The sequence below is a fragment of the uncultured Flavobacterium sp. genome (assembly GCF_951805225.1).
Classification (GTDB): domain Bacteria; phylum Bacteroidota; class Bacteroidia; order Flavobacteriales; family Flavobacteriaceae; genus Flavobacterium.
On sequence record NZ_OX638201.1, the window covers coordinates 5,456,513 to 5,481,087 of the forward strand.

Annotated in this window: 23 protein-coding genes and 2 tRNA genes; 11 read left to right on the top strand and 14 right to left on the bottom strand. The window is 32.9% G+C overall.

Annotation, left to right across the window (positions count from 1 at the left end; all coding sequences use genetic code 11):
* Positions 1 to 4: 4 nt before the first annotated feature.
* The 3 genes from WN975_RS22750 to WN975_RS22760 are packed head-to-tail and all read right to left on the bottom strand — an operon-like array spanning position 5 to position 1,786.
* Complete coding sequence (locus WN975_RS22750) at positions 5 to 565, bottom strand: DNA-3-methyladenine glycosylase I (RefSeq protein WP_337968476.1); 561 nt, start codon at positions 563 to 565, stop codon at positions 5 to 7.
* Between the two features lie 53 nt (positions 566 to 618).
* On the bottom strand, positions 619 to 1,062 hold the full coding sequence (locus WN975_RS22755; RefSeq protein WP_337968477.1) for a lipocalin family protein: 444 nt from the start codon (positions 1,060 to 1,062) through the stop codon (positions 619 to 621).
* A 43-nt stretch (positions 1,063 to 1,105) separates the two neighbouring features.
* Positions 1,106 to 1,786, bottom strand: a complete 681-nt coding sequence (locus WN975_RS22760; protein ID WP_337968478.1) for a queuosine precursor transporter — start codon at positions 1,784 to 1,786, stop codon at positions 1,106 to 1,108.
* 201 nt (positions 1,787 to 1,987) lie between these two features.
* Between WN975_RS22760 and WN975_RS22765 the strand changes: the two genes are divergently transcribed.
* The gene (locus tag WN975_RS22765) at positions 1,988 to 4,075 is read left to right on the top strand and encodes a M3 family metallopeptidase (RefSeq protein WP_337968479.1); all 2,088 of its coding nucleotides are present in this window, start codon (positions 1,988 to 1,990) and stop codon (positions 4,073 to 4,075) included.
* Between the two features lie 71 nt (positions 4,076 to 4,146).
* On the opposite strand, the gene tsf is transcribed toward WN975_RS22765, so the two are convergent.
* From tsf to WN975_RS22795, 6 genes are all read right to left on the bottom strand, one after another.
* Positions 4,147 to 5,109, bottom strand: coding sequence for a translation elongation factor Ts (tsf, locus tag WN975_RS22770; protein ID WP_083693452.1), 963 nt, complete (start codon positions 5,107 to 5,109; stop codon positions 4,147 to 4,149).
* Positions 5,110 to 5,246: 137 nt separating this feature from the next.
* Positions 5,247 to 6,029 carry a 30S ribosomal protein S2 gene (gene rpsB / locus WN975_RS22775; protein ID WP_121326891.1) on the bottom strand — a complete coding sequence of 261 codons (783 nt, stop codon included), beginning with the start codon at positions 6,027 to 6,029 and terminating at the stop codon, positions 5,247 to 5,249.
* A gap of 185 nt (positions 6,030 to 6,214) precedes the next feature.
* A complete protein-coding gene (gene rpsI, locus WN975_RS22780) occupies positions 6,215 to 6,601 on the bottom strand; it encodes a 30S ribosomal protein S9 (RefSeq protein WP_099710716.1) in 387 nt (128 codons plus the stop codon).
* Positions 6,601 to 7,056, bottom strand: coding sequence for a 50S ribosomal protein L13 (gene rplM / locus WN975_RS22785; protein WP_026983738.1), 456 nt, complete (start codon positions 7,054 to 7,056; stop codon positions 6,601 to 6,603). The genes rpsI and rplM overlap by 1 nt, the downstream gene beginning before the upstream one ends.
* 194 nt (positions 7,057 to 7,250) lie before the next feature.
* Entirely contained in the window at positions 7,251 to 8,063 is an 813-nt protein-coding gene (locus tag WN975_RS22790; protein WP_337968480.1) for a ferritin-like domain-containing protein, read from the bottom strand.
* A 26-nt stretch (positions 8,064 to 8,089) separates the two neighbouring features.
* Positions 8,090 to 8,839 carry a ferritin-like domain-containing protein gene (locus WN975_RS22795; RefSeq protein WP_337968481.1) on the bottom strand — a complete coding sequence of 250 codons (750 nt, stop codon included), beginning with the start codon at positions 8,837 to 8,839 and terminating at the stop codon, positions 8,090 to 8,092.
* A gap of 523 nt (positions 8,840 to 9,362) precedes the next feature.
* Between WN975_RS22795 and WN975_RS22800 the strand changes: the two genes are divergently transcribed.
* The gene (locus WN975_RS22800; protein WP_337968482.1) at positions 9,363 to 10,388 is read left to right on the top strand and encodes a LacI family DNA-binding transcriptional regulator; all 1,026 of its coding nucleotides are present in this window, start codon (positions 9,363 to 9,365) and stop codon (positions 10,386 to 10,388) included.
* 52 nt (positions 10,389 to 10,440) lie between these two features.
* Here the strand turns inward: WN975_RS22800 and WN975_RS22805 are convergent, their stop codons facing one another.
* Together WN975_RS22805 and polA are read right to left on the bottom strand one after the other, a co-directional pair.
* On the bottom strand, positions 10,441 to 10,950 hold the full coding sequence (locus WN975_RS22805; RefSeq protein ID WP_263762728.1) for a hypothetical protein: 510 nt from the start codon (positions 10,948 to 10,950) through the stop codon (positions 10,441 to 10,443).
* Between the two features lie 60 nt (positions 10,951 to 11,010).
* Positions 11,011 to 13,857, bottom strand: coding sequence for a DNA polymerase I (gene polA / locus WN975_RS22810; protein ID WP_337968483.1), 2,847 nt, complete (start codon positions 13,855 to 13,857; stop codon positions 11,011 to 11,013).
* 351 nt (positions 13,858 to 14,208) lie between these two features.
* On the opposite strand from polA, the gene WN975_RS22815 reads away from it, so the two are divergent.
* From WN975_RS22815 to WN975_RS22845, 7 genes are all read left to right on the top strand, one after another.
* Positions 14,209 to 14,430: a hypothetical protein gene (locus WN975_RS22815; RefSeq protein WP_337968484.1), complete on the top strand. Its 222-nt coding sequence runs from the start codon at positions 14,209 to 14,211 to the stop codon at positions 14,428 to 14,430.
* A gap of 57 nt (positions 14,431 to 14,487) precedes the next feature.
* Positions 14,488 to 14,679: a hypothetical protein gene (locus WN975_RS22820; RefSeq protein WP_099710723.1), complete on the top strand. Its 192-nt coding sequence runs from the start codon at positions 14,488 to 14,490 to the stop codon at positions 14,677 to 14,679.
* 192 nt (positions 14,680 to 14,871) lie between these two features.
* A complete protein-coding gene (locus tag WN975_RS22825) occupies positions 14,872 to 15,546 on the top strand; it encodes a response regulator transcription factor (RefSeq protein WP_337968485.1) in 675 nt (224 codons plus the stop codon).
* A 10-nt stretch (positions 15,547 to 15,556) separates the two neighbouring features.
* On the top strand, positions 15,557 to 16,894 hold the full coding sequence (locus WN975_RS22830; RefSeq protein WP_337968486.1) for a HAMP domain-containing sensor histidine kinase: 1,338 nt from the start codon (positions 15,557 to 15,559) through the stop codon (positions 16,892 to 16,894).
* Between the two features lie 105 nt (positions 16,895 to 16,999).
* The gene (locus WN975_RS22835; protein WP_089353114.1) at positions 17,000 to 17,185 is read left to right on the top strand and encodes a hypothetical protein; all 186 of its coding nucleotides are present in this window, start codon (positions 17,000 to 17,002) and stop codon (positions 17,183 to 17,185) included.
* A 176-nt stretch (positions 17,186 to 17,361) separates the two neighbouring features.
* A complete protein-coding gene (locus WN975_RS22840; protein WP_337968487.1) occupies positions 17,362 to 18,597 on the top strand; it encodes a metallophosphoesterase in 1,236 nt (411 codons plus the stop codon).
* Positions 18,598 to 18,671: 74 nt separating this feature from the next.
* Complete coding sequence (locus WN975_RS22845; RefSeq protein ID WP_068844990.1) at positions 18,672 to 18,974, top strand: thioredoxin family protein; 303 nt, start codon at positions 18,672 to 18,674, stop codon at positions 18,972 to 18,974.
* Positions 18,975 to 18,999: 25 nt separating this feature from the next.
* Here WN975_RS22845 and WN975_RS22850 read toward each other — a convergent pair whose 3' ends face one another.
* Positions 19,000 to 19,635, bottom strand: a complete 636-nt coding sequence (locus tag WN975_RS22850; RefSeq protein ID WP_337968488.1) for a polysaccharide deacetylase family protein — start codon at positions 19,633 to 19,635, stop codon at positions 19,000 to 19,002.
* Between the two features lie 92 nt (positions 19,636 to 19,727).
* Complete coding sequence (locus WN975_RS22855) at positions 19,728 to 23,006, bottom strand: DUF2723 domain-containing protein (RefSeq protein ID WP_337968489.1); 3,279 nt, start codon at positions 23,004 to 23,006, stop codon at positions 19,728 to 19,730.
* Between the two features lie 245 nt (positions 23,007 to 23,251).
* On the opposite strand from WN975_RS22855, the gene WN975_RS22860 reads away from it, so the two are divergent.
* Positions 23,252 to 23,322, top strand: a tRNA-Gln gene (locus tag WN975_RS22860).
* A gap of 95 nt (positions 23,323 to 23,417) precedes the next feature.
* A tRNA-Gln gene (locus tag WN975_RS22865) sits at positions 23,418 to 23,488 on the top strand.
* A 227-nt stretch (positions 23,489 to 23,715) separates the two neighbouring features.
* On the opposite strand, the gene WN975_RS22870 is transcribed toward WN975_RS22865, so the two are convergent.
* Positions 23,716 to 24,522, bottom strand: coding sequence for an AraC family transcriptional regulator (locus WN975_RS22870; protein WP_337968490.1), 807 nt, complete (start codon positions 24,520 to 24,522; stop codon positions 23,716 to 23,718).
* Positions 24,523 to 24,575: the final 53 nt, after the last annotated feature.

Below are 24,575 nucleotides of genomic sequence, written 5' to 3' on the forward strand. Positions count from 1 at the left end.
AAAACTATTTATTTCTTTTCCAGCAATCTTCGATGTGATCGTTGACCATTCCGGTGGCTTGCATGTGTGCGTAAATCACGGTGGAACCTACAAATTTAAATCCTCTTTTTTTTAAATCTTTACTGATTTCGTCTGAAAGTGGAGTAGTAGCCGGAACATCTTTTAAGGATTTTGGGGTGTTATTGATGGGTTTTCCGTTGGTGAATTTCCAGATATAATCAGAGAAACTTCCAAATTCGTCTTGAATTTTCATGAAAGCCTGAGCGTTTGAAACTGCTGATTTTACTTTAAGTTTATTGCGAATGATTCCGGTATTTTGTAATAATTCTTCAATTTTATCTTCGGAATAATTGGCTATTTTTTTATAATCGAAATGATCGAAAGCTGCTCTGAAATTTTCTCTTTTGTTTAAAATTGTGATCCAGCTTAAACCTGCCTGAAAGGTTTCCAGAATTAAAAATTCGAATAAAGTTGGATCGTCATAAACCGGAACGCCCCATTCTTCGTCATGGTATTTTTTGTATAAATCGCTTGCTGAACACCAGCCGCATCTTATTTGTTCCATTTTTTTATTTTAAATGTAGCTAAAATTCAAATCGAAAAAGCAAAGACGTTACGTTATTTTCTGCTATAAACGGATATAAGCACTATTGGGATTTCGCCAAATTGCATCGACTGCTTTAGTTTTAATGTTGATTTATTTAATTCCAGAATTTCAAGTGTAATTGGTCCGTCATCAAAATTAGCGTTTAATGTTTTGTCTTTTAAAGACCATGTTCCTTTCTTGTTATAAGAAACGCATTTGTTATCTTGAAATTCGTATCTGAGACTAGTAAAAGTTCCGTCTGACAAATACTCAAAAAGACCAGTGTCGCATTTTCCCGGATTAGGAATGTCTTGTAAAGATTCCTTCCCGCTTTCTACTATTGTTCCGGTTTGTGTGGGAATCCATTTTCCGATTAATAGATCTGTATTTGTTTCTTTATCGCTGCTATCACTATTGCAAGAGAAAAGCAGTCCTGATAATAATGCGAATAAAAATAAAATAATTGGTTTTTTCATGTTTGGTTTTGGCATTATTATAGGTTAGATGGTTTGGTATTAATTATTCAACAGGATTTTCATTGTCTTTATGGGAAGGATCATTTTCTAAATATTTTTTTATCAAATGATGTCCGGCATAAATCGCAGGGGTTAATACAACGGCAACGGTAAGTTTGAATATATATCCGGTTAAACCCGATGAAATAAAGGTGTCAAAATCGATTTTCCCAGGAAGCCAGAATGCAATTCCAAGTACTATAAAAGAATCAAATAATTGTGAGATTACTGTTGATCCGGTAGTTCTAAGCCATATTTTTCTTTCTCCGGTTCGTCTTTTGAAAAACCAAAATATCCAAACGTCAATTAATTGAGAAGCCATAAAAGCAATTAAACTTCCGACAATAATCCACATACTTTGTCCAAAAACGGCTTGAAATTGCTCGTCATTTACGGGGCTTATTCCTTTTGCAGCCGGAATAACTATTGCCATAAATAATATTAAAAAAGCGTAGGCAATTAAACAAGCGGTTATAAAAGAGAGTTTTTTTACTCCTTTTTCTCCAAAATATTCATTTATTAAATCTGTTGTAAGGAATACAATTGGCCAGGGTAAAATACCGATACTCATTACAAATGGTCCAATTTGGATTAGTTTTCCCCCAATAAGTTCGGCTACAACAGCATTGGTGATAAAGATTCCTGCTAGAATTACAAAGACAATTTCTCTTCTGGTTTTAAACATATTTTTGGCATAAATGATAATTCAAATTTAAGTTATTTCTTTTGAAGTTGAAGTATGTGTTTGCGAATTGTGTGTTGTGAGATTTATAAATATGGTTTGTTAAACTTTATTTTGATTTCTAATTTTTTGGGTACTTTTGGGTAAAGGAGAACTTGTTTTTCTTTTTTTAATTAACAACACAAAATAAATATCAATTATATCATGAGTGAGACTTCATTAACTGTTGATGAAAAAATAAATGCTAATAATCCATTGCTTCAAAAATGGAATGGTCCATATGGCGGAGTTCCGGCTTTTAACGAATATAAGGTTGCAGATTTTAAACCTGCAATTGAAATAGCAATTGAGGAAAATCTAAATGAATTTGATGCTATTGCAAATAATCTGGAGGCGCCAACATTTGAGAATACAATTGCTGCATTAGAGAATTCGGGGAAAAAGATTGCGCGAATTCATACTGCTTTTGGAATTTATAGTTCAAATATTTATACGTCTGAATTTGGAATTGTAGAAACAGAAATGTCTCCAAAACTGTCTGCTTTAAATGATAAAATGTATCAGAATAAAAAGCTTTTCTCTCGAATTGAGGCTTTATATAATTCGAAGGAAAAAGAGAAATTGAACAGCGAACAGCAACGTTTAATTTGGTTGTATTATACTGATTTTGTTCGTGAAGGAGCTGAATTGGATGATTTAAATAAAGAGAAAGTTGGGAAGATTAATCAGGAATTGGCAACGCTTTTTACAAGATTTAGTCAAAATTTATTAGCGGAAGAAAATAATCAGTTTATTGAACTGAAAGTTGAAGGTGATTTTGATGGTTTGCCTTTAGAAATAAAAAATGCAGCGATTGCTGAAGCAAAAAGCCGCAAGCTTGATGCTTTGGGATGTATCGTTAATACCCGTTCTTCGATAGAACCTTTTTTAACTTTTTCTGATCGTAGGGATTTACGAGAAAAAGCTTTTGAAATTTTTGTAAAACGTGGTGATAATGGTAATGAAAATGATACTAAGCATACGCTTATTACGATTTTGAAATTACGAAGTCAAAAAGCAAAGTTACTTGGTTTTCCTTCTTTTGCACATTGGAGTTTATCGAATAAAATGGCAAAAGATCCTGCAAAAACTTTAGAATTGATGGAATCCGTTTGGAAACCTGCTGTTGAAAAAGTGCATCAGGATGTTGCTGAAATGCAGAAAATAGTAGATGCTGAAGGCGGTAATTTTAAAATTGAACCGTGGGATTATCGTTATTATGCTGAGAAAGTAAGAAAAGCGAAATATAGTTTAGATCAAAATGAGATTAAGCAATACTTGCAGCTTGAGAATTTACGTGAAGGAATGTTTTGGGTTGCGGGAGAATTATTTGGTTTAGGTTTTGAGCAAATTACAAATGTTCCGGTATATCATGAAGATGTGCGTGTTTGGGAAGTTAGTGATAAGGTGTTGGGGAAAACAATTGGATTGTGGTATTTTGATCCTTATGCAAGAACAGGAAAGCGTTCAGGCGCGTGGATGAGTTCTTATCGTGATCAGCAAAAGTTAGAAAACACACTTCCGATTGTTTCTAATAATTGCAATTTTATAAAAGGCGATGCAAACGAATCGGTTTTGATTTCCTGGGACGATGCTACGACTTTGTTTCATGAATTCGGTCATGCTCTTCATGGATTATGTTCAAATGTTACGTATCCTAGTTTGTCTGGAACATCAGTAGCGAGAGATTATGTTGAATTTCCTTCACAGATTTTTGAGCATTGGCTGGCAACTCCGGAAGTGTTGAATAAGTTTGCGTTGCATTATAAAACAAATGAGCCATTACCACAATCAATGGTAGAGAAAATTGAAATGGCTGCGAATTTTAATGAAGGTTTTGCAACTGTAGAAACAATATCGAGTTCTTTTGTAGATATGGAGCTTCATTTGACAACTGAAACTATTGATCCTGATGAATTTGAAAAAGTAACTTTAAAGAAGTTAAATATGCCGTCAGAGATTGTAATGCGTCATCGTATTCCGCAATTTGCACATATTTTTTCGAGTGATGGTTATGCGGCCGGTTATTATAGTTATTTATGGGCAGATGTAATCAATGCAGATGCTTATGAGGCTTTTACGGAAGCAAACGGGCCTTATGATAAAGTAATTGCAAAAAGATTACATGACACTGTTTTTAGTGTTGGAAACACGATTGATAACGAAAAAGGATATGAAAATTTTAGAGGAAGAGCGCCAAAATCTGATGCTTTGATGCGTGCGAGAAATTTTCCGATTATAGAAAAGATTTAAGATTAAAATGTAAAAATAAAAAAGCCCGAATAAATAAATATTCGGGCTTTTTATATTGAAATAATAATATATTAACCTAAAGTAACTCTTTTGAAACCTGTGATTTCAACGTTGTATCCTTTTACGTAATCACCAACTTTTTTACTATCGTCTTTGATAAAGTTTTGATCTAACAAAGCTTTCTCTTGATCTAAAGTAGTGTTGTCAGAGATAAAACGTTGAACTTTTCCTGGGATAATTTTGTCCCAAATTTGCTCTGGTTTACCTTCAGCTTTTAATTCAGCTTTAGCATCTTCTTCAGCTTGTTTTAAAACTTCTTCAGTTAATTGAGAGAAAGAAATATATTTAGGAACATTTTTTAAAGTTTTTCCTAAACGTTTTGCTTCTTCATTATCTTTTTCGATTACAGCAATACGAGCAGCAAGTTCAGATTCAACGAAAGCAGGATCAAAATCTTTGTAAGATAATGTATCAGCTCCCATAGAAGCAACTTGCATAGAAACATCTTTAGTTAAAACGTCAGCGTTAGGAATTGCAGCAGAAATTGCAGTTAATGCAGCAATTTTGTTAACGTGAACATAAGATCCAACGAAAGCACCTTCTAAAATTTCAAAACCACCGATTTCGATTTTTTCTCCGATAACTCCAGTTTGCTCGATTAATTTTTCAGCAACAGTAATTCCGTTGAAATCTGAAGCTAAGAATTCTTCTTTATTAGAGAAGTTAATAGCTCTTTCTACTAATTCTTTAGCCAAAGTTACGAAAGCTTCATTTTTACCTACGAAATCAGTTTCGCAGTTTAAAGTGATGATAGCTCCTTTAGTATTGTCAGCATTGATAAAAGAAACAGCCGCTCCTTCAGAAGACTCACGGTCAGAACGGTTAGCAGCAACTTTTTGTCCTTTTTCTCTTAGGACTTGAATAGCTTTATCGAAATCTCCGTCAGCCTCAACTAAAGCTTTTTTACAGTCCATCATTCCGGCACCTGTAGATTGTCTTAATTTATTTACGTCTGCAGCAGTAATTGTTGCCATAATATTTTGAATTTTAATGTTAAAAGTAAAAATTCCATCTTCTAAATTCTAAACTCCAATTTTATTAAATTATCAACATAACGTTTTTAATTTGTGTTTTGGATTTTAGAATTTAAAATTTGGAATTTAAATTTGATTTATTCTTCAGTTGCAGGAGCAGCTTCAACAGCAGGAGCAGCAGCTTCAGCAGCAGGAGCTTCTTCTGTGAAAACTTCAGCTTCTTTGTCAGAACCTCTGTCAGAAAGACCTTCGATTACAGCAGCAGTTACTAAAGATAAAATTTTGTCAATTGATTTAGAAGCATCATCATTTGCAGGAATAACGTAATCAACCTCTCTTGGGTCAGAATTCGTATCAACCATTGCGAAAACTGGAATGTTTAATTTTTGTGCTTCTTTTATTGCGATGTGTTCAGCTTTGATATCTACTACGAACAATGCTGCAGGTAGTCTAGACATATCAGCAATTGAACCTAAGTTTTTCTCTAATTTAGCACGTAGACGATCAACTTGCAAACGCTCTTTTTTAGATAACGTCATGAAAGTACCATCTTTCTTCATTTTATCAATAGAAGACATTTTTTTAACTGCCTTTCTGATAGTTACAAAGTTAGTTAGCATTCCACCAGGCCATCTTTCAGTGATGTAAGGCATGTTTGCAGCTTTTGCTTTATCAGCAACGATGTCTTTAGCTTGTTTTTTGGTAGCTACGAATAAGATTTTTCTACCTGATGCAGCGATTTTTTTCAAAGCTTCGTTAGCTTCTTCGATTTTTGCTGCAGTTTTATATAGATTGATAATGTGAATACCATTACGCTCCATATAAATGTAAGGGGCCATGTTTGGATCCCATTTTCTAGTCATGTGTCCAAAGTGAACACCTGCTTCTAGTAAGTCTTTTACTTCTATTTTGTTTGCCATTTTTGTACTAGTTTACGTTCTGTTGATTAGCAATGTATAAATGGCGGTTTCTTTTGGATTCCTGGCTTTATACATTTAGATGCTAAACTATATCCTACCTCGATAGGAGAGCAACAACAACTGTGTTTTTTAATTTCAATAAATAATTGATAGTGTCTTGCACCATTTGCACAAGACAGGTAATATTAACGTTTAGAGAATTGGAATCTCTTACGAGCTTTCTTCTGACCGAATTTCTTACGTTCAACCATTCTTGGATCTCTTGTTAATAAACCTTCTGGTTTAAGGATTCCTCTGTTTTCAGCATTTACTTCACACATAACGCGTGCTAATGCCATTCTTACAGCTTCTGCCTGTCCAGTTGAACCACCTCCGTAAACGTTTACTTTTACATCAAAGTTGTTTACATTTTCTGTCATAGACAATGGTTGTAAAACTTTGTATTGTAAAGTTGCAGTTGGAAAGTAAGTTGCGAATTCTTTTTTGTTTACAGTGATTTTACCTGTTCCTTCAGAAACATATACACGTGCAACAGCGGTTTTTCTTCTACCGATTTTGTGAATAACTCCCATTACTTAAGATCGTTTAGGTTAACAGTTCTAGGTTTTTGAGCTCCGTGAGTATGCTCAGCACCTACAACAACATTTAGATTTCTAAAAAGTTCAGCTCCTAATTTGTTTTTAGGTAACATTCCTTTTACAGCTTTCTCTACTAATAATGCAGGGTTTTTAGATTGCAATACTTTAGCAGTTAAAGTTCTTTGTCCTCCTGGGTAACCTGTATGACGCATGTAAATTTTGTCATTCATTTTTGTACCTGTAAGGTTAATTTTTTCTGAGTTGATAACAATTACGTTATCTCCACAGTCAACGTGTGGTGTGTAACTTGGCTTGTACTTACCTCTTAAGATCATCGCAACCTTTGAAGCAAGACGACCTAAGTTATGACCTTCTGCATCAACAACAATCCACTCTTTTGTTACAGTGGCTTTGCTAGCTGAAATTGTCTTGTAGCTTAATGCGTCCATAATATTATTTTAATTAAACATTCCATCCCCAATAAAGGGGATGCAAAAGTACAATTAATTATTTTAAAACCAAATACCTGAAAAGAATATTTTATATGCTGAAAATCAAGGCATCAGTTTTATATTTAAAACAATAAAAAAAAACCACCTTCACAATAACGCGAAGGTGGTTCAATATTTAGAATTGTTTTTGTTTAAACAATAAATAAATTTGCAATATCTACAACTTGTTGTGTTGTAAGTGGCTCATCATAAGCTTCTGATCCTGCAGAAGCTCCAAATGCTGTCGCAGTATTAAATCCTGCCTGAAGAGTAACTCCTTCGCCATTATAAACGGCTTGCGTTGCAGATGGCATTCCTGCGCCTCTTTCATCATTAGAAATCCATCCTTTTAATCCGCGTAAGCGTCGAACTTCAGATGCATGACGTGCTTCTACTGAATGAATTTGTAATGCAGCAGTTAATAAGTCCGGTGCCGAAATTAAATTTGCAGCCTGACCTTTATATGCTCTTACACCTGTATCTTCAAATGCTTGCGCCAATGCCAGAAAGGTTGGGTAATCTCCAAAAGGATCAAATGCACCGCCAACAGTAAAATCAAATGTTGGTTTTGCGACAAAGTTTGCACTCATAGTTCCACCTAAACCTGCAATTAAAAATTTAACGTGATCAGATTCGTGTGCAGCTATTTGTTGAAAAACTTTTAAATCTCTTCCTCCATTTTCTGATGCAGGAATTACTCCAGAATCTAATGCCATTGCATAAAATTCGTTTTCAAGATATTCTAAAGTTAATGCAAATTGCAAAGCTCCAATAGGAGTTGCCGGTGTTGCAGTAATATCTTTTGCTAATGCTTTATTAGCGAAAGTGGATAATCCAAAAGGGATCGCTGCGATTGCCAGTGTTTTTCCAATATTTCCAAACTGATTAAAACTGTCTCTTCTTGATCCAGTGCTTCTCATTAAGCTATCATCAGTAAATGTTTCTATAAATTTTAAAATATTCATAATTTCTAAGTTTTAGCTAGTTAGGATTAAGGTAAATATTTGGCAGTAAATTTTGTAGTAATAAAACCTCCGGCAATTGGTAAAATTTTAGAAGGATCTTTCGCAACGTCTAAACCTGTAGAAGTATTTATGATATCATCACCAGCAAAATCACTTGAATTTGGATTGATTAAGCTTCGTATTGCTGAAGCGTGTCTTGCTTCAACTGAAACAATTTTCCCTGCCAATAAAAGATAGTCGGCACTTTTAATTAGTTTCCCAGCTCCATTATAAGCAGCAACTCCAGTATCTTCTAATGCTTTTGCTGTTGCAAGAACATCAGTACGGCTATTGAAGTTCAGAGCGCCATAATTAAAAGCTAATGTTGGAAGTAATTGTGCGCTTGGATTTGGAAGCGCTCCTGTTAAAGCAGCTTTAAAAAAGTCTCTGTGGATTACTTCGTGGTGATACAAATCAGTTAGAACCTGACGTTCGATATCATTAAAAGTGGTGTTAAAGCTTGAAGAATTTACAACTTTAGTATAAAAATCGGCTTCTAGTTGTTCAAGAGCATAAGCATAAGTTAAAACTCCAAAATCTCCGGAGCCTAAATCAAAAATACCATTTCTAACTCCTGGTAACGACGTATCTTCCGGTCCGTTGTCATTATCATCATTGTTGCTACAACCGGCTATTACCAAACCTGCGCCTGCTAATGCCAAGCCGCTGAGCTTTAAGAAGCTCCTTCTATTATTCAATGAGCGGTCAACTTCATGAATTTTAACTTCGTTTTTCATAATTTAATTCTTTAAAGTGTTATTAATAGTAATTATAATTATTCCGTAAATAGATATAAACGAGATTATGGAGGAAGTGGTTTTGGTTTTTTGCTTTTTTTTAAGATTATTTTTGCTTTTCTAATTAAAGATAAGTAATTACTTCATAATTAATTAAAATAACGAAGTAAAATTCTGCTAATAATTTGGTTTTGAGGATTTTATTAAAGATATTTTTTAATAAAAAAGCTTAATTGTCAAGGCTTGAGCCTTTGTAGGTAATTTTTTATTTTTTTTCAGGAAGAAAAGTAAAGGTAAGTAATTTCTTTAAAATTAATATAGCTATATGAGGTCTTTTATATAATATAATTTCGAATTCAGTCTTTTTTATGAATATTTAAGAGAATACTATATGAAGTAGAAATCGCACTATTTTGATTTTATTTTAAAAAGACCTTATGAATTCAAATACTGGTAGGTGTTTTTTGTTTTATTTTAGGTAATTCTACTATATTTGTATTAATTACATAAAAATTATTATTAAATGAAAGCTAAAGCAACTCTAAAGCAAATTGCGAAAGAACTAGGTGTTTCTGTTTCGACGGTATCTAAGGCATTAAACGATAGCCCGGAAATTAGTGAGCAAACGAAGGTGAAGATTAAGGAGTATGCCAAACTCAAAAATTATAAACCTAATGTTATTGGTCTTAATTTAAAGAATCGTAAGACGAAAACAATTGGTGTAATTATACCTAATATATTAAACTCCTTTTTTGCTAAGGTTTTTAGTGGTATCGAAAAAGTAGCCGATAAAAAAGGATATAATGTAATTACTTGTATTTCGAATGAATCTTTAGAAAAAGAAATTCATACACTTGAAATGTTGAGCAACGGAACAATTGACGGATTTATTCTTTCGGTTTCTGAAGAAGCTCAAAAATTACAAGATTACAGCCATTTTTCTGCAATTATTAATGATGGAACGCCAATCGTAATGTTTGATCGTATTGCTGATGAAGTAGAATGCGATAAAGTTGTAGTAGATGATTTTGATTCTGCTTTAAATTCAACACAGCATTTAATTGATTTAGGATGTAAAAATATTGCTTTGATTTCTTCTGTAGATAATTTAAGTGTTGGAAAATTAAGAGCTGATGGATATTTGAAAGCTTTAGCTGATAATAATATTCCGGTAAACGAAAAAATTATTCTTCGTACCGATTCAGAAGATGATATGAAAGCTAAAATTGATGTAATTTTCGACAATAAAATTGATGCGATTTTTGCTTTAGACGAAAATGATTCGGTTGCTGCTTTACGCGTAAGTTTGAAAAAAGGATATAAAGTTCCTGAAGATATTTCGATAATTGGTTTTGCTGACGGAATTTTAGCTTCAAGACGTTTATCGCCAAGTTTGACAACTGTAAGTCAACACGGAATCGAAATTGGAGAAGTTGCTGCTAAACAATTAATCAAACGTTTAGAAGAATCTGAAGAAGAAACTTCTGATTACGAAACTATTGTTATCAAAACAAAATTGAAAGAACGAGAATCGACAAGAAAAAAATAAGATTAAACAAAAAATCCATTCGCAATAACGAATGGATTTTTTTTATGATTTTTTAATTGGTTCCATCAAATTCATATGAACTTCCGTAGCCATTTTTACATTCTACAAAGATTTTTTTAGGCAGCCCATTTTTGAAACTTACTTTTGAAAAAATCTTTTTATCACACTCAGAATCGGTATTATTAAAAACTAAAATACCATTTTTAATTTCTTTTGGTAAATCACTCTCTGTTGAAATATAATAATTTCCTAAATATTGATTTTTACTATTGAATATTAAAATTCTGCTAGTAGACCTGTATGATAAACCCCAAGTCCAGACATACTTCATAATTTTATAAGTTTTTCCTTTGTCTGTTTTTAAGCTTCCTAGATAGGTTAAAGAGGTTTCTGTTCCGCCTTTCTCATTCCATTTTCCAAAAACAAATTCTTTTCCGACAACATTTTTATGAAGAACTTTTAATCTAATATTTTCATCATTTATTTGAGCATTACCAAATTCGGGAATTCCTAATATCATTAAAATAAAAAATATCTTAATTAAGATTTTTCTTTTCCTCATTAAAAGCCACAATTTAGTTTGTTTATAAATCTAAAATTAACACTCTAAAATCTAAAATTATTAATGCGCCGCTAACCAGTCTTTACCTAAGCCAAGTTCAACTTCTAAAGGAACGGCCATTGTAAAAGCATTTTCCATTTCGTGTTTAATCATTGGTTGAATTTTTTCCAGTTCATCATTATGCACATCAAACACAAGCTCATCATGAACCTGAAGTAACATTTTAGATTTCCAGTTTTCTTCTTTTAATTTTTTATGAATGTTGATCATCGCGATTTTAATCACATCGGCAGCACTTCCCTGAATTGGCGCGTTAACTGCATTTCGTTCAGCAGCACTTCTAACTACAGCATTTGCCGAGTTGATATCTTTTAAATAACGACGACGTCCCAGAATTGTTTGTACATATCCTTTTTCGCGTGCAAACTCAATTTGCTCATTAATATAAGATCTAAGTCTTGGATATGTTTTGTAATAAGCTTCGATCAAAGCAGCGCTTTCGCTGCGAGACAATGAAGTTTGATTGCTTAAACCAAAAGCAGAAACACCATATATAATACCAAAGTTTACCGTTTTGGCATTGCTTCTTTGTTCGCGGGAAACTTCGTCTAAAGGAACATCAAATACTTTTGCAGCTGTAGCTTTGTGAATGTCTTCTCCGTTCTGGAAAGCGGCAATCATATTTTCTTCTCCGCTTAAAGCGGCAATAATTCTTAATTCTATTTGCGAGTAATCGGCAGAGATTAAAGTATGGTTTTCATCGCGTGCAACAAAAGCTTTACGAATCTGACGACCTCTTTCTGTACGAATTGGAATGTTTTGCAAGTTAGGATTATTAGAACTCAAACGTCCAGTTGCAGCAACAGTTTGCATGTAATCTGTATGAACGCGTAAAGTTTTCTTGTCAACTTGTTCCGGCAAAGCCAAGATATAAGTACTTTGTAATTTTACCATTTGACGCCAATCCAGAATTTCTTTTACAATTGGATTATCATTGGCTAAGTATGTCAAAACTTCTTCGCCAGTCGCATATTGACCGGTTTTGGTTTTCTTTTGTTTTGCGCCGCCAATTTTCATTTTATCAAAAAGAATATCACCTAATTGTTTTGGAGAAGCAAGGTTGAATTTCTCGCCGGCAGTTTCGTATATTTTTTGTTCCAAAGATTTAATTTCAACATCCATTTCTTTAGACATCGCTTTTAGAAAATCAACGTCAAGACGAATTCCTTCGGTTTCCATTGCTGCCAAAACACTTACTAACGGGATTTCGATGTCGTCAAATAACTTTTTGGTTTCTGTTTTGTCTAATTCGGTTGTGAAAATTTCTTTTAATTGTAAAGTTACATCGGCATCTTCAGCGGCGTATTCTTTGATATCTTCAAGAACTACATCGCGCATCGTGATTTGATTTTTTCCTTTTTTACCAATTAATGTTTCAATTGATTTTGGAGAATATTTTAAATAGGTTTCGGCTAAAATATCCATATTATGACGCATATCCGGATTAATCAAATAATGCGCAATCATCGTGTCAAAAAGTTTTCCTTTTACAGTAACACCATAATTAGAAAGGATTTTTAAATCGTATTTTAAATTCTGACCAATTTTTTCGATATTATCATTTTCAAAAAATGGTTTGAATTTGTCTACTAAAACCTGAGCTTCTTCTTGATTTTCCGGAAACGGAACGTAAAATGCTTTTCCTTTTTCATAAGAGAAAGACATTCCTACTAATTCAGCATGTAAAGCATCTAAACCAGTTGTTTCAGTATCAAAACAAACAGAAGTTTGGTTTTGTAGATTCTGTAAAAGCAATTTTATTCCTAAATCGCCTTGAATAGCTTGGTAAGAATGTGGTGTATTTTCTAAAGTATTATAAAATGAAGTTCTTGCAGTTTCTGGATCTTCTTCTGCAGAACCACCTCCAAAAAGGTCAAATTGATCTTCATTTTTAGGTTGTGGTTTTTTATATAATTTAGGATCTGAAGCAGGAGCCGAAGCTGCTAATTCATTTCCTCCGCCAACTTTAAATAGATTATCAAATTGTTCTGCCATTCTTCTGAATTCTAATTCTTGGAAAATAGCATCTGTTTTTTCGATATCAGGACGTGTTAATTCGTAGTCGTTTTCATCAAAAGTTACCGGACAATCCAATAAGATAGTTGCTAGTTTTTTAGACAATAATCCTTTCTCTTTATTGGCTTCGATATTCTCTTTCATTTTTCCTTTTAGCTTATCAGTATTTGCTAAAAGGTTTTCCATGGTTCCGTATTCTTTCAGAAGTTTTTTGGCGGTTACTTCACCAACTCCCGGAAGTCCCGGAATATTATCGGCAGCGTCACCCATCATTCCAAGAAAATCAATTACTTGCTCCGGACGATCGATTTCGAATTTTGCCAAAACTTCAGGAACACCCCAAATTTCGATTCCGTTACCCATACGAGCCGGTTTGTACATAAAGATATTCTCAGAAACTAACTGTGCAAAATCCTTATCGGGAGTTACCATGAAAACTTTGTAATTTTCTTTTTCGGCTTGCTTTGCAATTGTTCCAATCAAATCGTCGGCCTCAAAACCGGCAACTTCAATAATCGGAATGTGCATTGCTTTTAATAATTCACATATATAAGGAACAGCAATTTTGATAGCTTCTGGTGTAACGTCACGATTTGCCTTGTATTCAGGGAATAATTCGTTACGCAATTGACTTCCGCCTTTATCAAAAGCTACTGCCAAATGATCTGGTTTTTCACGTTTAATAACATCCAAAAGTGAATTCATGAAACCCATGATCGCTGATGTATCCATTCCTTTAGAGTTAATTCGCGGATTTTTTATGAAGGCATAATAACCACGAAAAATTAAAGCGTAAGCATCGAGAAGAAAAAGACGTTTTTGAGTTGACATAAAAAAAAATATTAGTCTGTAAAAATAATCAATTGGGTTTTAAAAACTATTCGGTTCTGAAAATTTAATTTGTTTTGAACCATATAAGTTACATAAGTTCATTTTAGTAGAGGCGCACAGCAGTGCGTCTATGGTTTAGAAGGATTTTATTATGATAAGATTTTAAATTAATTTGTTTGTATTCTATAAAAAAAACGCACTGCTGTGCGTCTCTACATGGTAGAAAAACCCTTAAATAGTTAATGTCAAGTTAAAATATTTAGATGCGGGGTTTTCTTCATTTTGTCTTCATATTACAGGGGTAAATTTGATCTGTAAAATAAAAGGTATTAATATAAAAATTTAGAAATCATGAGAAATTTATTGATGTTACTAGTGGCAGTTTTAGGAACAAGTGTTATGGTAAATGCATTTCCTGCAAAAGGTGCTAAACCAGTTCATGCTAAAGAAGTAAAAGCAACTCCTGCAAAAGAAGTTAAAGCTACAAAAGAGCCGAAAAAAAAATCTGAGAAAAAAGCAAAATCAGAAAAAAGTGTAGCTCCAAAAGCAGAAGCTACTAAAGCAAAAAAATAAAAATAGAACAAAAGAGCATTAAAAAAATAAAAGGCAATTAATTTAAATTTAAAAGTTATGAAAAATCTAGTTATGTTACTCGTGGCAGTTTTAGGAACAAGTGCAATGGTTAGCGCACAAACAACTCCAACTCAGGCAGCTCCTGCAAAAGAGGTTAAAGCAACAAAGCATCACAAACACAATACTGATAAAAAAGCAAAATCAGCAAAAAGTGAGGCTCCAAAAGCAGATGCAACTAATATGAAATAATAGAAATTGTTTTTGTTTTGCTTTCGAAGAATTGTAAAGGAGGCAAAACAGAAGTAATGATTATGGAGAATGCGGTTGAGAAAAGCTGATAAAGAAATTTATCAGCTTTTTTTTGATTCGTTAATTTTTTAATAATGCGTAACACGGCCTTTTATAATTACTTAAATTTAGTTGCGCTTAAAAGCTGTTTTTATGAATATTTTGATTGTTGAAGATAATAAAGAACTCGCTGTCGAGGTTTACGATTTTTTGTGCAACGTAGGTTATGTGTGCAAGATAGCGCATAATTGCAGTGATGCTCTTGACGAAGTTAGTAGTAACGATTATGATGCAATGTTGTTGGATCTTGGTTTGCCTGATGGAGATGGTTTTGAGGTTTTGAAAACGGTTCGTAAAACCAAATCAAAAATGGCAGTAATTGTTCTGACAGCTCGAGGAGAATTAGACGACAGAATAAATGGTTTGCATTTGGGAGCAGATGATTATTTGACAAAACCATTTGCATTGACAGAACTTAGTGCACGATTATTTGCTGTAATTCGCAGGATTCATGGATTTACTTTGAATAATTTAAGCATTCATGGATTTTTACTGCAACTTCAGGATTATAAAGTGAGTTATGATGAAATTCCAATAAATCTTACCAAAAAAGAGTTTGATATTTTTCAATATTTGGTTTTGAATAAAAACAGAGTAATTACGAGATTACAATTAACAGAACATATTTGGGGAGATATTCTGGAGGTAAATTCAGATTCTAATTTTATAGATGTTCACGTTCGGAATCTGAGAAAAAAATTGGATAAACATACCGCAATTGATTGGTTTGAGACCGTGAGAAATGTTGGATATCGTATTAATGAATAAATAAAGAACTGTGAAAATAAAACATCAATTAGCCATTTTTAATGCTCTGACGCGATTGTTGGTTATTTTAATTTTATGGTTAATGTTGCCTATTTTGGTAGAAAATGTGGTTTATAGACACATCAATAATGGATTGCTGGAAAAGAAACATAAGTTTATCGAACATTTGGACAAAAATGAAATTGATGATTTTATCGAAAATCCAGACGATTCAACTGAGACTTATTCTCAGTTTTCTACGCTTCACAGTGAGTTTTTAGTGCTTTCGAGATCTCCGATAAAACCAAATCAAAAGAAAGCGGTTTTTAGTAATGATTTCAGAATTATTGAAGGCGAAGAAAATGAATACAGGATTCTACAGTATCATTTTACGTATGAAAATCAAGGATATCAACTCGAAATAGGAAGTAGTCTTAGTGAAGTAAATGATCTTACTTTTATTATTCGGTTTTTTATTATCATTGTTTTTGTTGTCATTCTGTTGATTACTTTTTTGGCAGATACTTTTTATATTGAATTTTTATTGAAGCCTTTTTATAAAATTATCGATACAAAAATAAGGCGTGTAAATGAACCGGAATCTTTTGATCATACACCAATAAAAGCGACTTCAAGAGATTTTAGAGAACTGGATTTTGTTTTAAATCAAATGATGGATCGTATTACGGAGCTTTTTAAAAAAGAAAAACAATTTATTTCGAATGTTTCTCATGAGCTTCTTACGCCAATTGCGCTACTTAAAAATAAGTTTGAGAATTTACTCCAAAATAGTTCTCTAGATGATAATGCTGTGGATAAAATTGCAGGTTCTCTAAGAACATTGGATATGCTGAAAAAAATCATCAATAACTTATTGCTGATTTCCCGAATTGAAAATAATCAGTATGAAGCAAACGAAGAAATTAATTTTCATGAAATAATTTCAGATCTGCAGGAAGATTTATTAGATCGAATTGAGGATCGTGAAATACAGTTTCTAAACCAGATGCAGCATGATTATATCTTTACAGGAAATAAAACCTTAATTCATATTCTGATTTATAATTTGGTGACCAATGCTATAAAATATAATAAACCAAAAGGAAGTATTGTAGTTGAAGATGGTTTCCTGGAACATCGATATTTTATTTCCATAACCGATTCAGGAATTGGAATGACTTCTTCTCAGCTGGAAAACATATTCAACAGATTTGCCAGAATTAGTTCAGATCAGGATGGTCAGGGTTTAGGGCTTGCTATTGCTGAGAGTATTGCGTCTTTTCATCATATTGAAATCAAAGTTACTTCGCAAATAAATGAAGAAACTACCTTTATGTTGTTGCTTCCGGAAGCGTTAAAACACAATTAAAAGTTAATTTTTTATGGTTGGTTCAATCTTCATTTAATCTTCATTTACTGATTATATCTTTGAGGTATAATAAATGAAATAATAACAATCATAAAACTTCAAATCATGAAAAAATTAGTAATGTTAGCAGTAGCTGTTTTAGGAACAACTGCAATGGTAAGCGCTCAAACAACTCCAGCTCAAACAACTCCGGCAAAAGAAGCTAAAGCTCCTAAAAAAGACAAAAAAGCTGATAAAAAAGCTAAAAAAGCAGAAGCTGCTAAGCCAGAAGCTGCAAAAGCTCAAAAATAAAACAACGTTGGTTTACCCTGTAAACCTGTTGTGGATTATTAAAGGTTTTGAAAAATTTGGTAGAGAAAAAGCTGGTAGAGTAATCTATCAGCTTTTTACATTTATTGAGTTAAATTTTTGATAATAAAAAGCTATAAAATTTTCATTATTTGTTACTTTGCTTAAAACTATAACTAATGATAATTCGTTTTGTAATTCTCTGCGCTCTTTTTTTGTTTATTGAGTTCTATTCTTATCAAGCCTTTCGTACTTTAATCAAATTAAGATGGGTTTTGGTTAGCTATCAAATTATAAGTTTACTACTTTTAATTTTTATCATTTACTCTTTTTCGCAAGTTGATCGTTCTGTTGGGCAAACTAAACAATTTATGTTTACTACAGGATTAATGCTGTTAGTTTATGTGCCTAAAATTGTAATGACACTTATTTTATTCGGAGAAGATATTTTTAGAATAGGAGCAAGTATTTTAAACTATTTCATCTATAATGCTCCAAGAAAAGAAATGATGCCGGATAGGCGAAAGTTTGTTAGTCAGATTGCTTTAGGTTTGGCGGCGGTTCCTTTTTTATCCTTAATTTACGGAATATTTGAAGGAAAATACAATTTTAAAGTCATCAAACAAACGGTTTTCTTTCCTGATTTGCCAGATGCTTTTGACGGTTTTAGAATTACTCAGATTTCAGATGTTCACAGCGGAAGTTTCGATAATCCTGAAAAAATAAATTATGCCATTGATTTGATTAATGAACAAGAGGCAGATATGATTTTATTTACTGGTGACATTGTAAATACTCATGCCAAAGAAATGCATCCGTGGTTGGATACTTTTAAGAGAATAAAGGATTATAAATATGGGAAGTTTTCAGTTTTAGGAAATCACGATTACGGAGAATATGTTACGTGGCCTTCTGAAAAAGCAAAAGACGAAAACTTCAAAGAAATTAAAAGTCTTTACGGTCAAATAGGATTTAATCTTTTGTTGAATGAACATACTTATATTCAAAAAGGAGATGACAAAATTGCATTAATTGGAGTAGAGAATTGGGGACAGAATTTCAAGAAAGCAGGAGATTTAAATAAAGCATCTCAAAATGTGCATCAGGATGATTTTAAGGTATTAATGAGTCATGATCCAAGTCATTGGGAATATGAAATTAAAAATCACCCAAAAAACTTTCATTTAACATTGGCAGGACATACGCATGGCATGCAATTTGGAATTGAAATTCCGGGATATTTTAAATGGAGTCTGGCGCAATACATCTATAAACAATGGGCTGGACTATATGAAAATGTAGGAAGATATGTTTATGTAAACCGAGGTTTTGGTTTTCATGCTTATCCGGGTAGAGTAGGTATTATGCCTGAAATAACTGTGATTGAACTAAAAAAAGGGAACAATGTGGCTTAATTCGTTAAAAATGCTACATTTGTATATAATTATCTCTTTTTAACAGAATAATAAAGAATTAAATTTTTGGTTTTATGTCAAAATTTGGAGAACTTATAAATGCTCAAGTTCCAGTGTTAATTGATTTTTACACGGATTGGAACGAATCATCTGTGTCTATGCATCCTGTTATTAAGGATGTTGCGGCTGCGCTTGGCGATAAAGCTAAGGTGATTAAAATTGATGTGGATAAAAATCAGGAATTGGCAGAAGCGCTGCGTATAAAAGGACTTCCTACTTTAATGATTTATAAAGAAGGGCAAATGATTTGGAGACAATCCGGAGAACTTGATGCAAATACAATTATTGGAATTGTCCAGGAACAATTTAACTTATAGAATACTACTTTTTAGTTGATATTATTTAGTGAATAATATCAAATTTATACCCATTTTCCTTTAAAAAATGTAAGGTTTTAGGTAGCGCAAATTTTAAATTCTGCGATGCTTTTATGCTGTCATGAAATACAATTACACTTCCTGATTTTACGTTTTTAGTAACGTTTTCAAGACATTTTTCAGGAGTAATGCTTTGGTCAAAATCGGCGCTCAAAACATCCCACATAATTATTTTGTAGCCTAGATTTCTTAGAATTTTAGATTGCGCTTTTTTAATCTTCCCGTAAGGAGGACGAAATATTAGATTGCATGTTTTTTCTTCTTCTAAAACAGCAGCACAGTTTTTTACATTCTCAATGTAATCATCAGTATGACTTTTCCAGCCATTAACATGGTTCATAGTGTGATTTCCTATTGCATGCCCGTCTGTTAGTAGTTTTTCAAATAAAGACAAATTGGCTTTAATGTTTTTTCCTATACAGAAAAAAGTAGCTTTTGCATCAAACTTTTTCAATTCAGACAAAACCCAATCTGTAACCTCTGGAGTTGGGCCATCATCAAACGTGAGGTATATTTTCTTTTCTTTGTTTGGAATGTCCCAACAATATTTAGAAAATACCCTTTTTATGAATGAATTTGTTTTTACCCAGTAAAAGCTCATTTTGGAAGGATTTAGTGATATGTAAATTTAAAAAATGCAGCGCTATTTATCAAACAGTGCTGCATTTTTTTAATTAGTATATTTTTCGTATATTATTCTTTTTCACGACCAAAACGTTCAAACACGTTTACATAAGTATTAAAAGTTACTTTGTGTTTTTCGTAGAATGCTTTGTCGTTGTTTTTCTTCATAACTTCCAATAAGCTTCTGTAACGCTCGATATCAGTAATGATGTCCATTGCTAAATCTGTTTGGTCGCCAGGAGTTAGAGTCGCATAATAGTTTAAGTTCTCTTTGTATTTTTGAACTAATTTATTAAGCAGATCATGTGCTTTTGCAGTTTCTCCAACTTTATAATATCCATTAGTAAAAGGCTCAACAAGAGAATAATAACCATATTTGTCCAATGGCATTTTTGTTATTGCTAAGTTGATAACATTTTTAGCTTTGTCAATTTTACCTTCTTCGATAAGTTGATCCATTAAACGCGATAGATTCGTGCGATACGTTATACTATTTCTTCTGGTTTCAGGATCATGATAAATATTACCATTGCTGTTCCCCCAATCCCATTTCATTACAATATCGTACATTTTATCGGCATCAATTTGTCCCATATCCATTGGTCCGCCATCTTTTGAAGGAACATTTTTAATAGGAACCAATTTGTAAACCATTCCGTCTAATTGTAAATAGTTTTTTAGCCAAAGATAATCTTCATCATCAAAAGCTCCTCCACTAAAGTAAATTGGTCTTTTCCAATTGTTGTTAGCGAGAATGTCCAACATCATTAAACGGTTTTTGTATAACGCTCTTCCTTTGATATCAATATCGATATAAGGTACAATAGAATCATTGTATTTTGGATCTACAACTTTGTTTTTAATGATCGTATTTTTGTCAACACTCAATCTTATTTTATTTGTTGGATAAAAGTGAATTGTTTGTCCGTTTTGTAATCCAACAGTAGATTTAGGGTTTTTGATGAAAGACATTAAATCTTTGATATCCCAACGAGTTTCAACTTTTTGAATGTATGCAACATAGTCTAGTTTATCTCCAACATATTCATCATGTGTAAATGATATTGGCAATGGATCAGATTCGTATGATTTCGCTTTCATTTGATCAATATACCAATCCGTCATAAATAAACTTGTATTTACGATTTTTACATCAGTTCTGATGTGTTCAATTTCTTGCGCATACCAGAGCGGGAAAGTGTCATTATCTCCAATAGTAAATAAAATAGCATCTTTATCACAGGAATTCAAATAAGCTTTTGCCATTGCAACCGCAGTGTATCTTTCTGATCTGTCATGATCATCCCAGTTTTGAGACGCCATTAAAACTGGAGCTGCTAAGAAAGTTGCTGCAATAATAACTGGTCCTGCAATTTTGGGAGCAATATATTTTTGTATACTTTCATATAGAGAATAAACTCCAAAACCAATCCAGATTGCAAAGACATAGAAGGATCCTACAAGTGCATAATCTCTTTCACGAGGTTCAAAAGGTCGCTCGTTTAAGTATATTTTTAATGCAATTCCGGTAAATAAGAATAATGCCAGAAGAACATAAAAACTTTTAAGATCTTTATTTGCATGGTACATTATTCCAATAAGACCTAAGATAAATGGTAAGAAAAAGTAAACGTTACGTCCTTTGTTGTTTAAAACATCAGTTGGTAAGTTGTCTTGAGATCCCAAGTGTAATGAGTCAAGCGCTTTGATTCCGCTGATCCAGTTTCCGTCAAGATTATCATATTTTCCCTGAACATCACTTTGACGACCAACAAAATTCCACATCAAATATCTCCAATACATATATCCAAATTGATATTCGAACATAAAACTGAAATTGTCTACAGCTGTTGGTTTTTCTATGATTAGATATTCGCCATAGCTATTTAAGAATTTAACGTAACCTTCGTTGTCGATTTGTTTTTGAGCGTAAGCTTTTCTGAATTCAGAAACTGTTTTTTCAACTTCATTACGCAATTGTGCAGTAGCTTTGTTGTATTCTTCTTCGCTTAATTGGCTGGCATCAATACCGTATTTTGCTAAATCTTCATCATAGCTATGATTTGGATCTATTTTGAAAGCAGGAGGATTTGTAAAGCTGATATAATTTTGGATGTGTCCGGTTTCGGTGCTCCACATTCTTGGCAAAATCGTTTTCTGATTGTCATCAGAATTTTGCTCTGCGTTTTTATAATTGTTGGTAATGATATATTTACCAGTTTTATAATCTCTTTCGTAGTTAGGTTTTTTGTCTAAGTAAGGAGTTTTTGCATCCAGTCCAGCAAAAAGTTCTGTGTATTGAGGTCCGTAAAATAATGGGTTTACACCATATTGTTCACGATTATAATATGCTAAAACTTCTGTAGCATCAGATGGTTTGTTTTCGTTAATTACAGTATTGGCGTTAGCACGAACCGGTAACATAATCCAGGTTGAGAAGCCAATAAGAATAAATAGAATACAAAGAATAATAGTGTTGTAGAAAACTAATCCTTTTTGTTTGGTGTATTTAAGGCCGAAATAAAAGAAAGCAATAAATAATAAAGCAACAAATATGGTTCCTGAGTTAAAAGGTAATCCCATGTCGTTTACCATGAAAATCTCAGTTTTACCAAAAAAAGCCATTGTTAATGGTAATAAAAGCTTGAAAATAAATAACAGAATTGCAATTACTACAGCATTAGCAATAATGAAGTTTTTTATAGTAACTTTTTCGTAGTGTTTGAAATAGTAAAGAAAACCAATTGCAGGAATAGTCAAAAGTGCCATGAAGTGAACACCAAATGAAAGTCCGACAACAAGAGAGATGATTAATAGCCATTTGTTTCCTTTTGGTTTGTCCATGTCTTGTTCCCAACGTAATCCGAGCCAAAAAAGTAATGCAATTAATAGAGATGCCATTGCGTAAACTTCGGCTTCAACGGCATTGAACCAGAAACTGTCAGAGAAAGTGTAAGCAAGAGCTCCAACAAAAGAGCTTCCTAATATAACAATTGAATTGTTTTGATCAATCTCAGCAAAACGAGCAACGATTTTTTTCAAAATCATTGACGAAGACCAGAACATAAATAGAATCGTGAATGCGCTTGAAAAAACAGACATCATGTTTACCATCACAGCAACATGTTGAGCGTCGATAGCAAACATAGCAAAAAAAGCACCCATCATCTGGAATAAAGGCGCCCCTGGAGGGTGACCAACTTCTAGTTTAGCTGCTGTTGCAATATATTCGCCACAATCCCAAAAGCTCATGGTGGGTTCAACAGTTAGTGTATAAGTAGTTAAAGCGATTGCAAATGCAAACCAACCAATAATTGTATTCCATTTATTGAAATTGAATTGTGCCATATTTAGGTGTTATATTTATGTATGTTTTCTATCCTACAAAGAAAATGTTTTTTTGTTTAAAGAGAAGAGCATTAACATAAAATTCTATAAAAGTATTTCATTGTATTAATGTATTGTTTGTTAAATGGTTGCGTGAACATTACGAGTTTGAAAGAAAAAAAATGAAAAAAAAACGAGTTTTTTTTATTAAAAAGTTTGCGCAAACTAAAAAAAGCTCTAAATTTGCACTCGCTTAACAGCAACGCTGGTCTATGGTGTAATGGTAACACAACTGTTTTTGGTGCAGTCTTTCAAGGTTCGAGTCCTTGTAGACCAACATAAAAAGCCTCTCAAACGAGAGGCTTTTTTATCTCAAAAGTGGTGTTTTAACTAAAAAAGCTGTAAATTTGCAGTCTGTATAAGTATTTTTATTGGTCTATGGTGTAATGGTAACACAACTGTTTTTGGTGCAGTCTTTCAAGGTTCGAGTCCTTGTAGACCAACAAAAAAAAGCCTCTCAATCGAGAGGCTTTTTTTATGGGATAAACTTAACAGTTTTAACCGCAAAGAGCGCTAAGTTTTTTGTTTTATTATTATGATTGCAAACGCAAAGTTCGCAAAGCTTTGTCAGTTATAGCTTTGCGAACTTTGCGTTTATATTAAATCTTAATAAGTGAAAAACCTTGCGTTCTTTGTGGTTGAATTTTAGGCTGGATTTTAAAAGGCAGTGTTATTTAGAAATTAAAGAAGATGGAACTACGCCGAATTTCTTCTTAAATGAAAATGAAAAATGCGAAAGATCTTCAAAACCAACGCCTATATAGACTTCAGATGGCGGTGTTCCTTGACTAATTAAATAATAAGCTTCCTGAAGTCTTTTGTTTAAGAGCCATTTTCCGGGTGTTTGTTGAAATACTTTTTCGAAATCTCTTTTAAAAGTGGCTAAGCTTCTTCCGGTTAAATATGCAAAACGATTAAGATGCACGTTAAAATGGAAATTTTTATTCATAAAAGCTTCTAGATCCATTTTGCCGGGTTCGCTAAAATCAAATAAAATATCTTTTAATTCCGGATTTACTTTAATTAATAGATGAACTGCTTCTTTTATTTTTAAGTTAAAAAGAGTTTCGTTGTCTTCTTGTTTTACTTCAAGATAAGATATAAGTGATTCCATGAAGGATTTGTATAGCGGATTTGGTGCTAATATAATCATGGTTTCAGAATTTGTTTTTTTGTTGATTTTGAAATCGTATTCTTTGCTTATTTCGCGAAGAATCTCCTGATCCAGAAAAAGAGATATTGTTTTGAATTCGCCTCCTTCAGGTGGAATTTTGGTGAATTTTGCTAGATTATTTCTTTTGCTGAAGCGAAAATCTCCCGCTTTTGTGAGATAGGTGTTTTTGCTATCTGAAGCGGTCATTTCTCCTGAAATCTGGTAGCTAAAGACGTGTTCTGGTATAAAATGCTCGCCTTCACGACTGCGTGCGTAATAGCAGGAGTAAAGTATTTGAGGTTTTGTATTTGTTTTTGCAGTCATAATTGTAAAGTTACAAAAAGATCCGGAAAATCTTTTTGTGTAAAGATATCCGG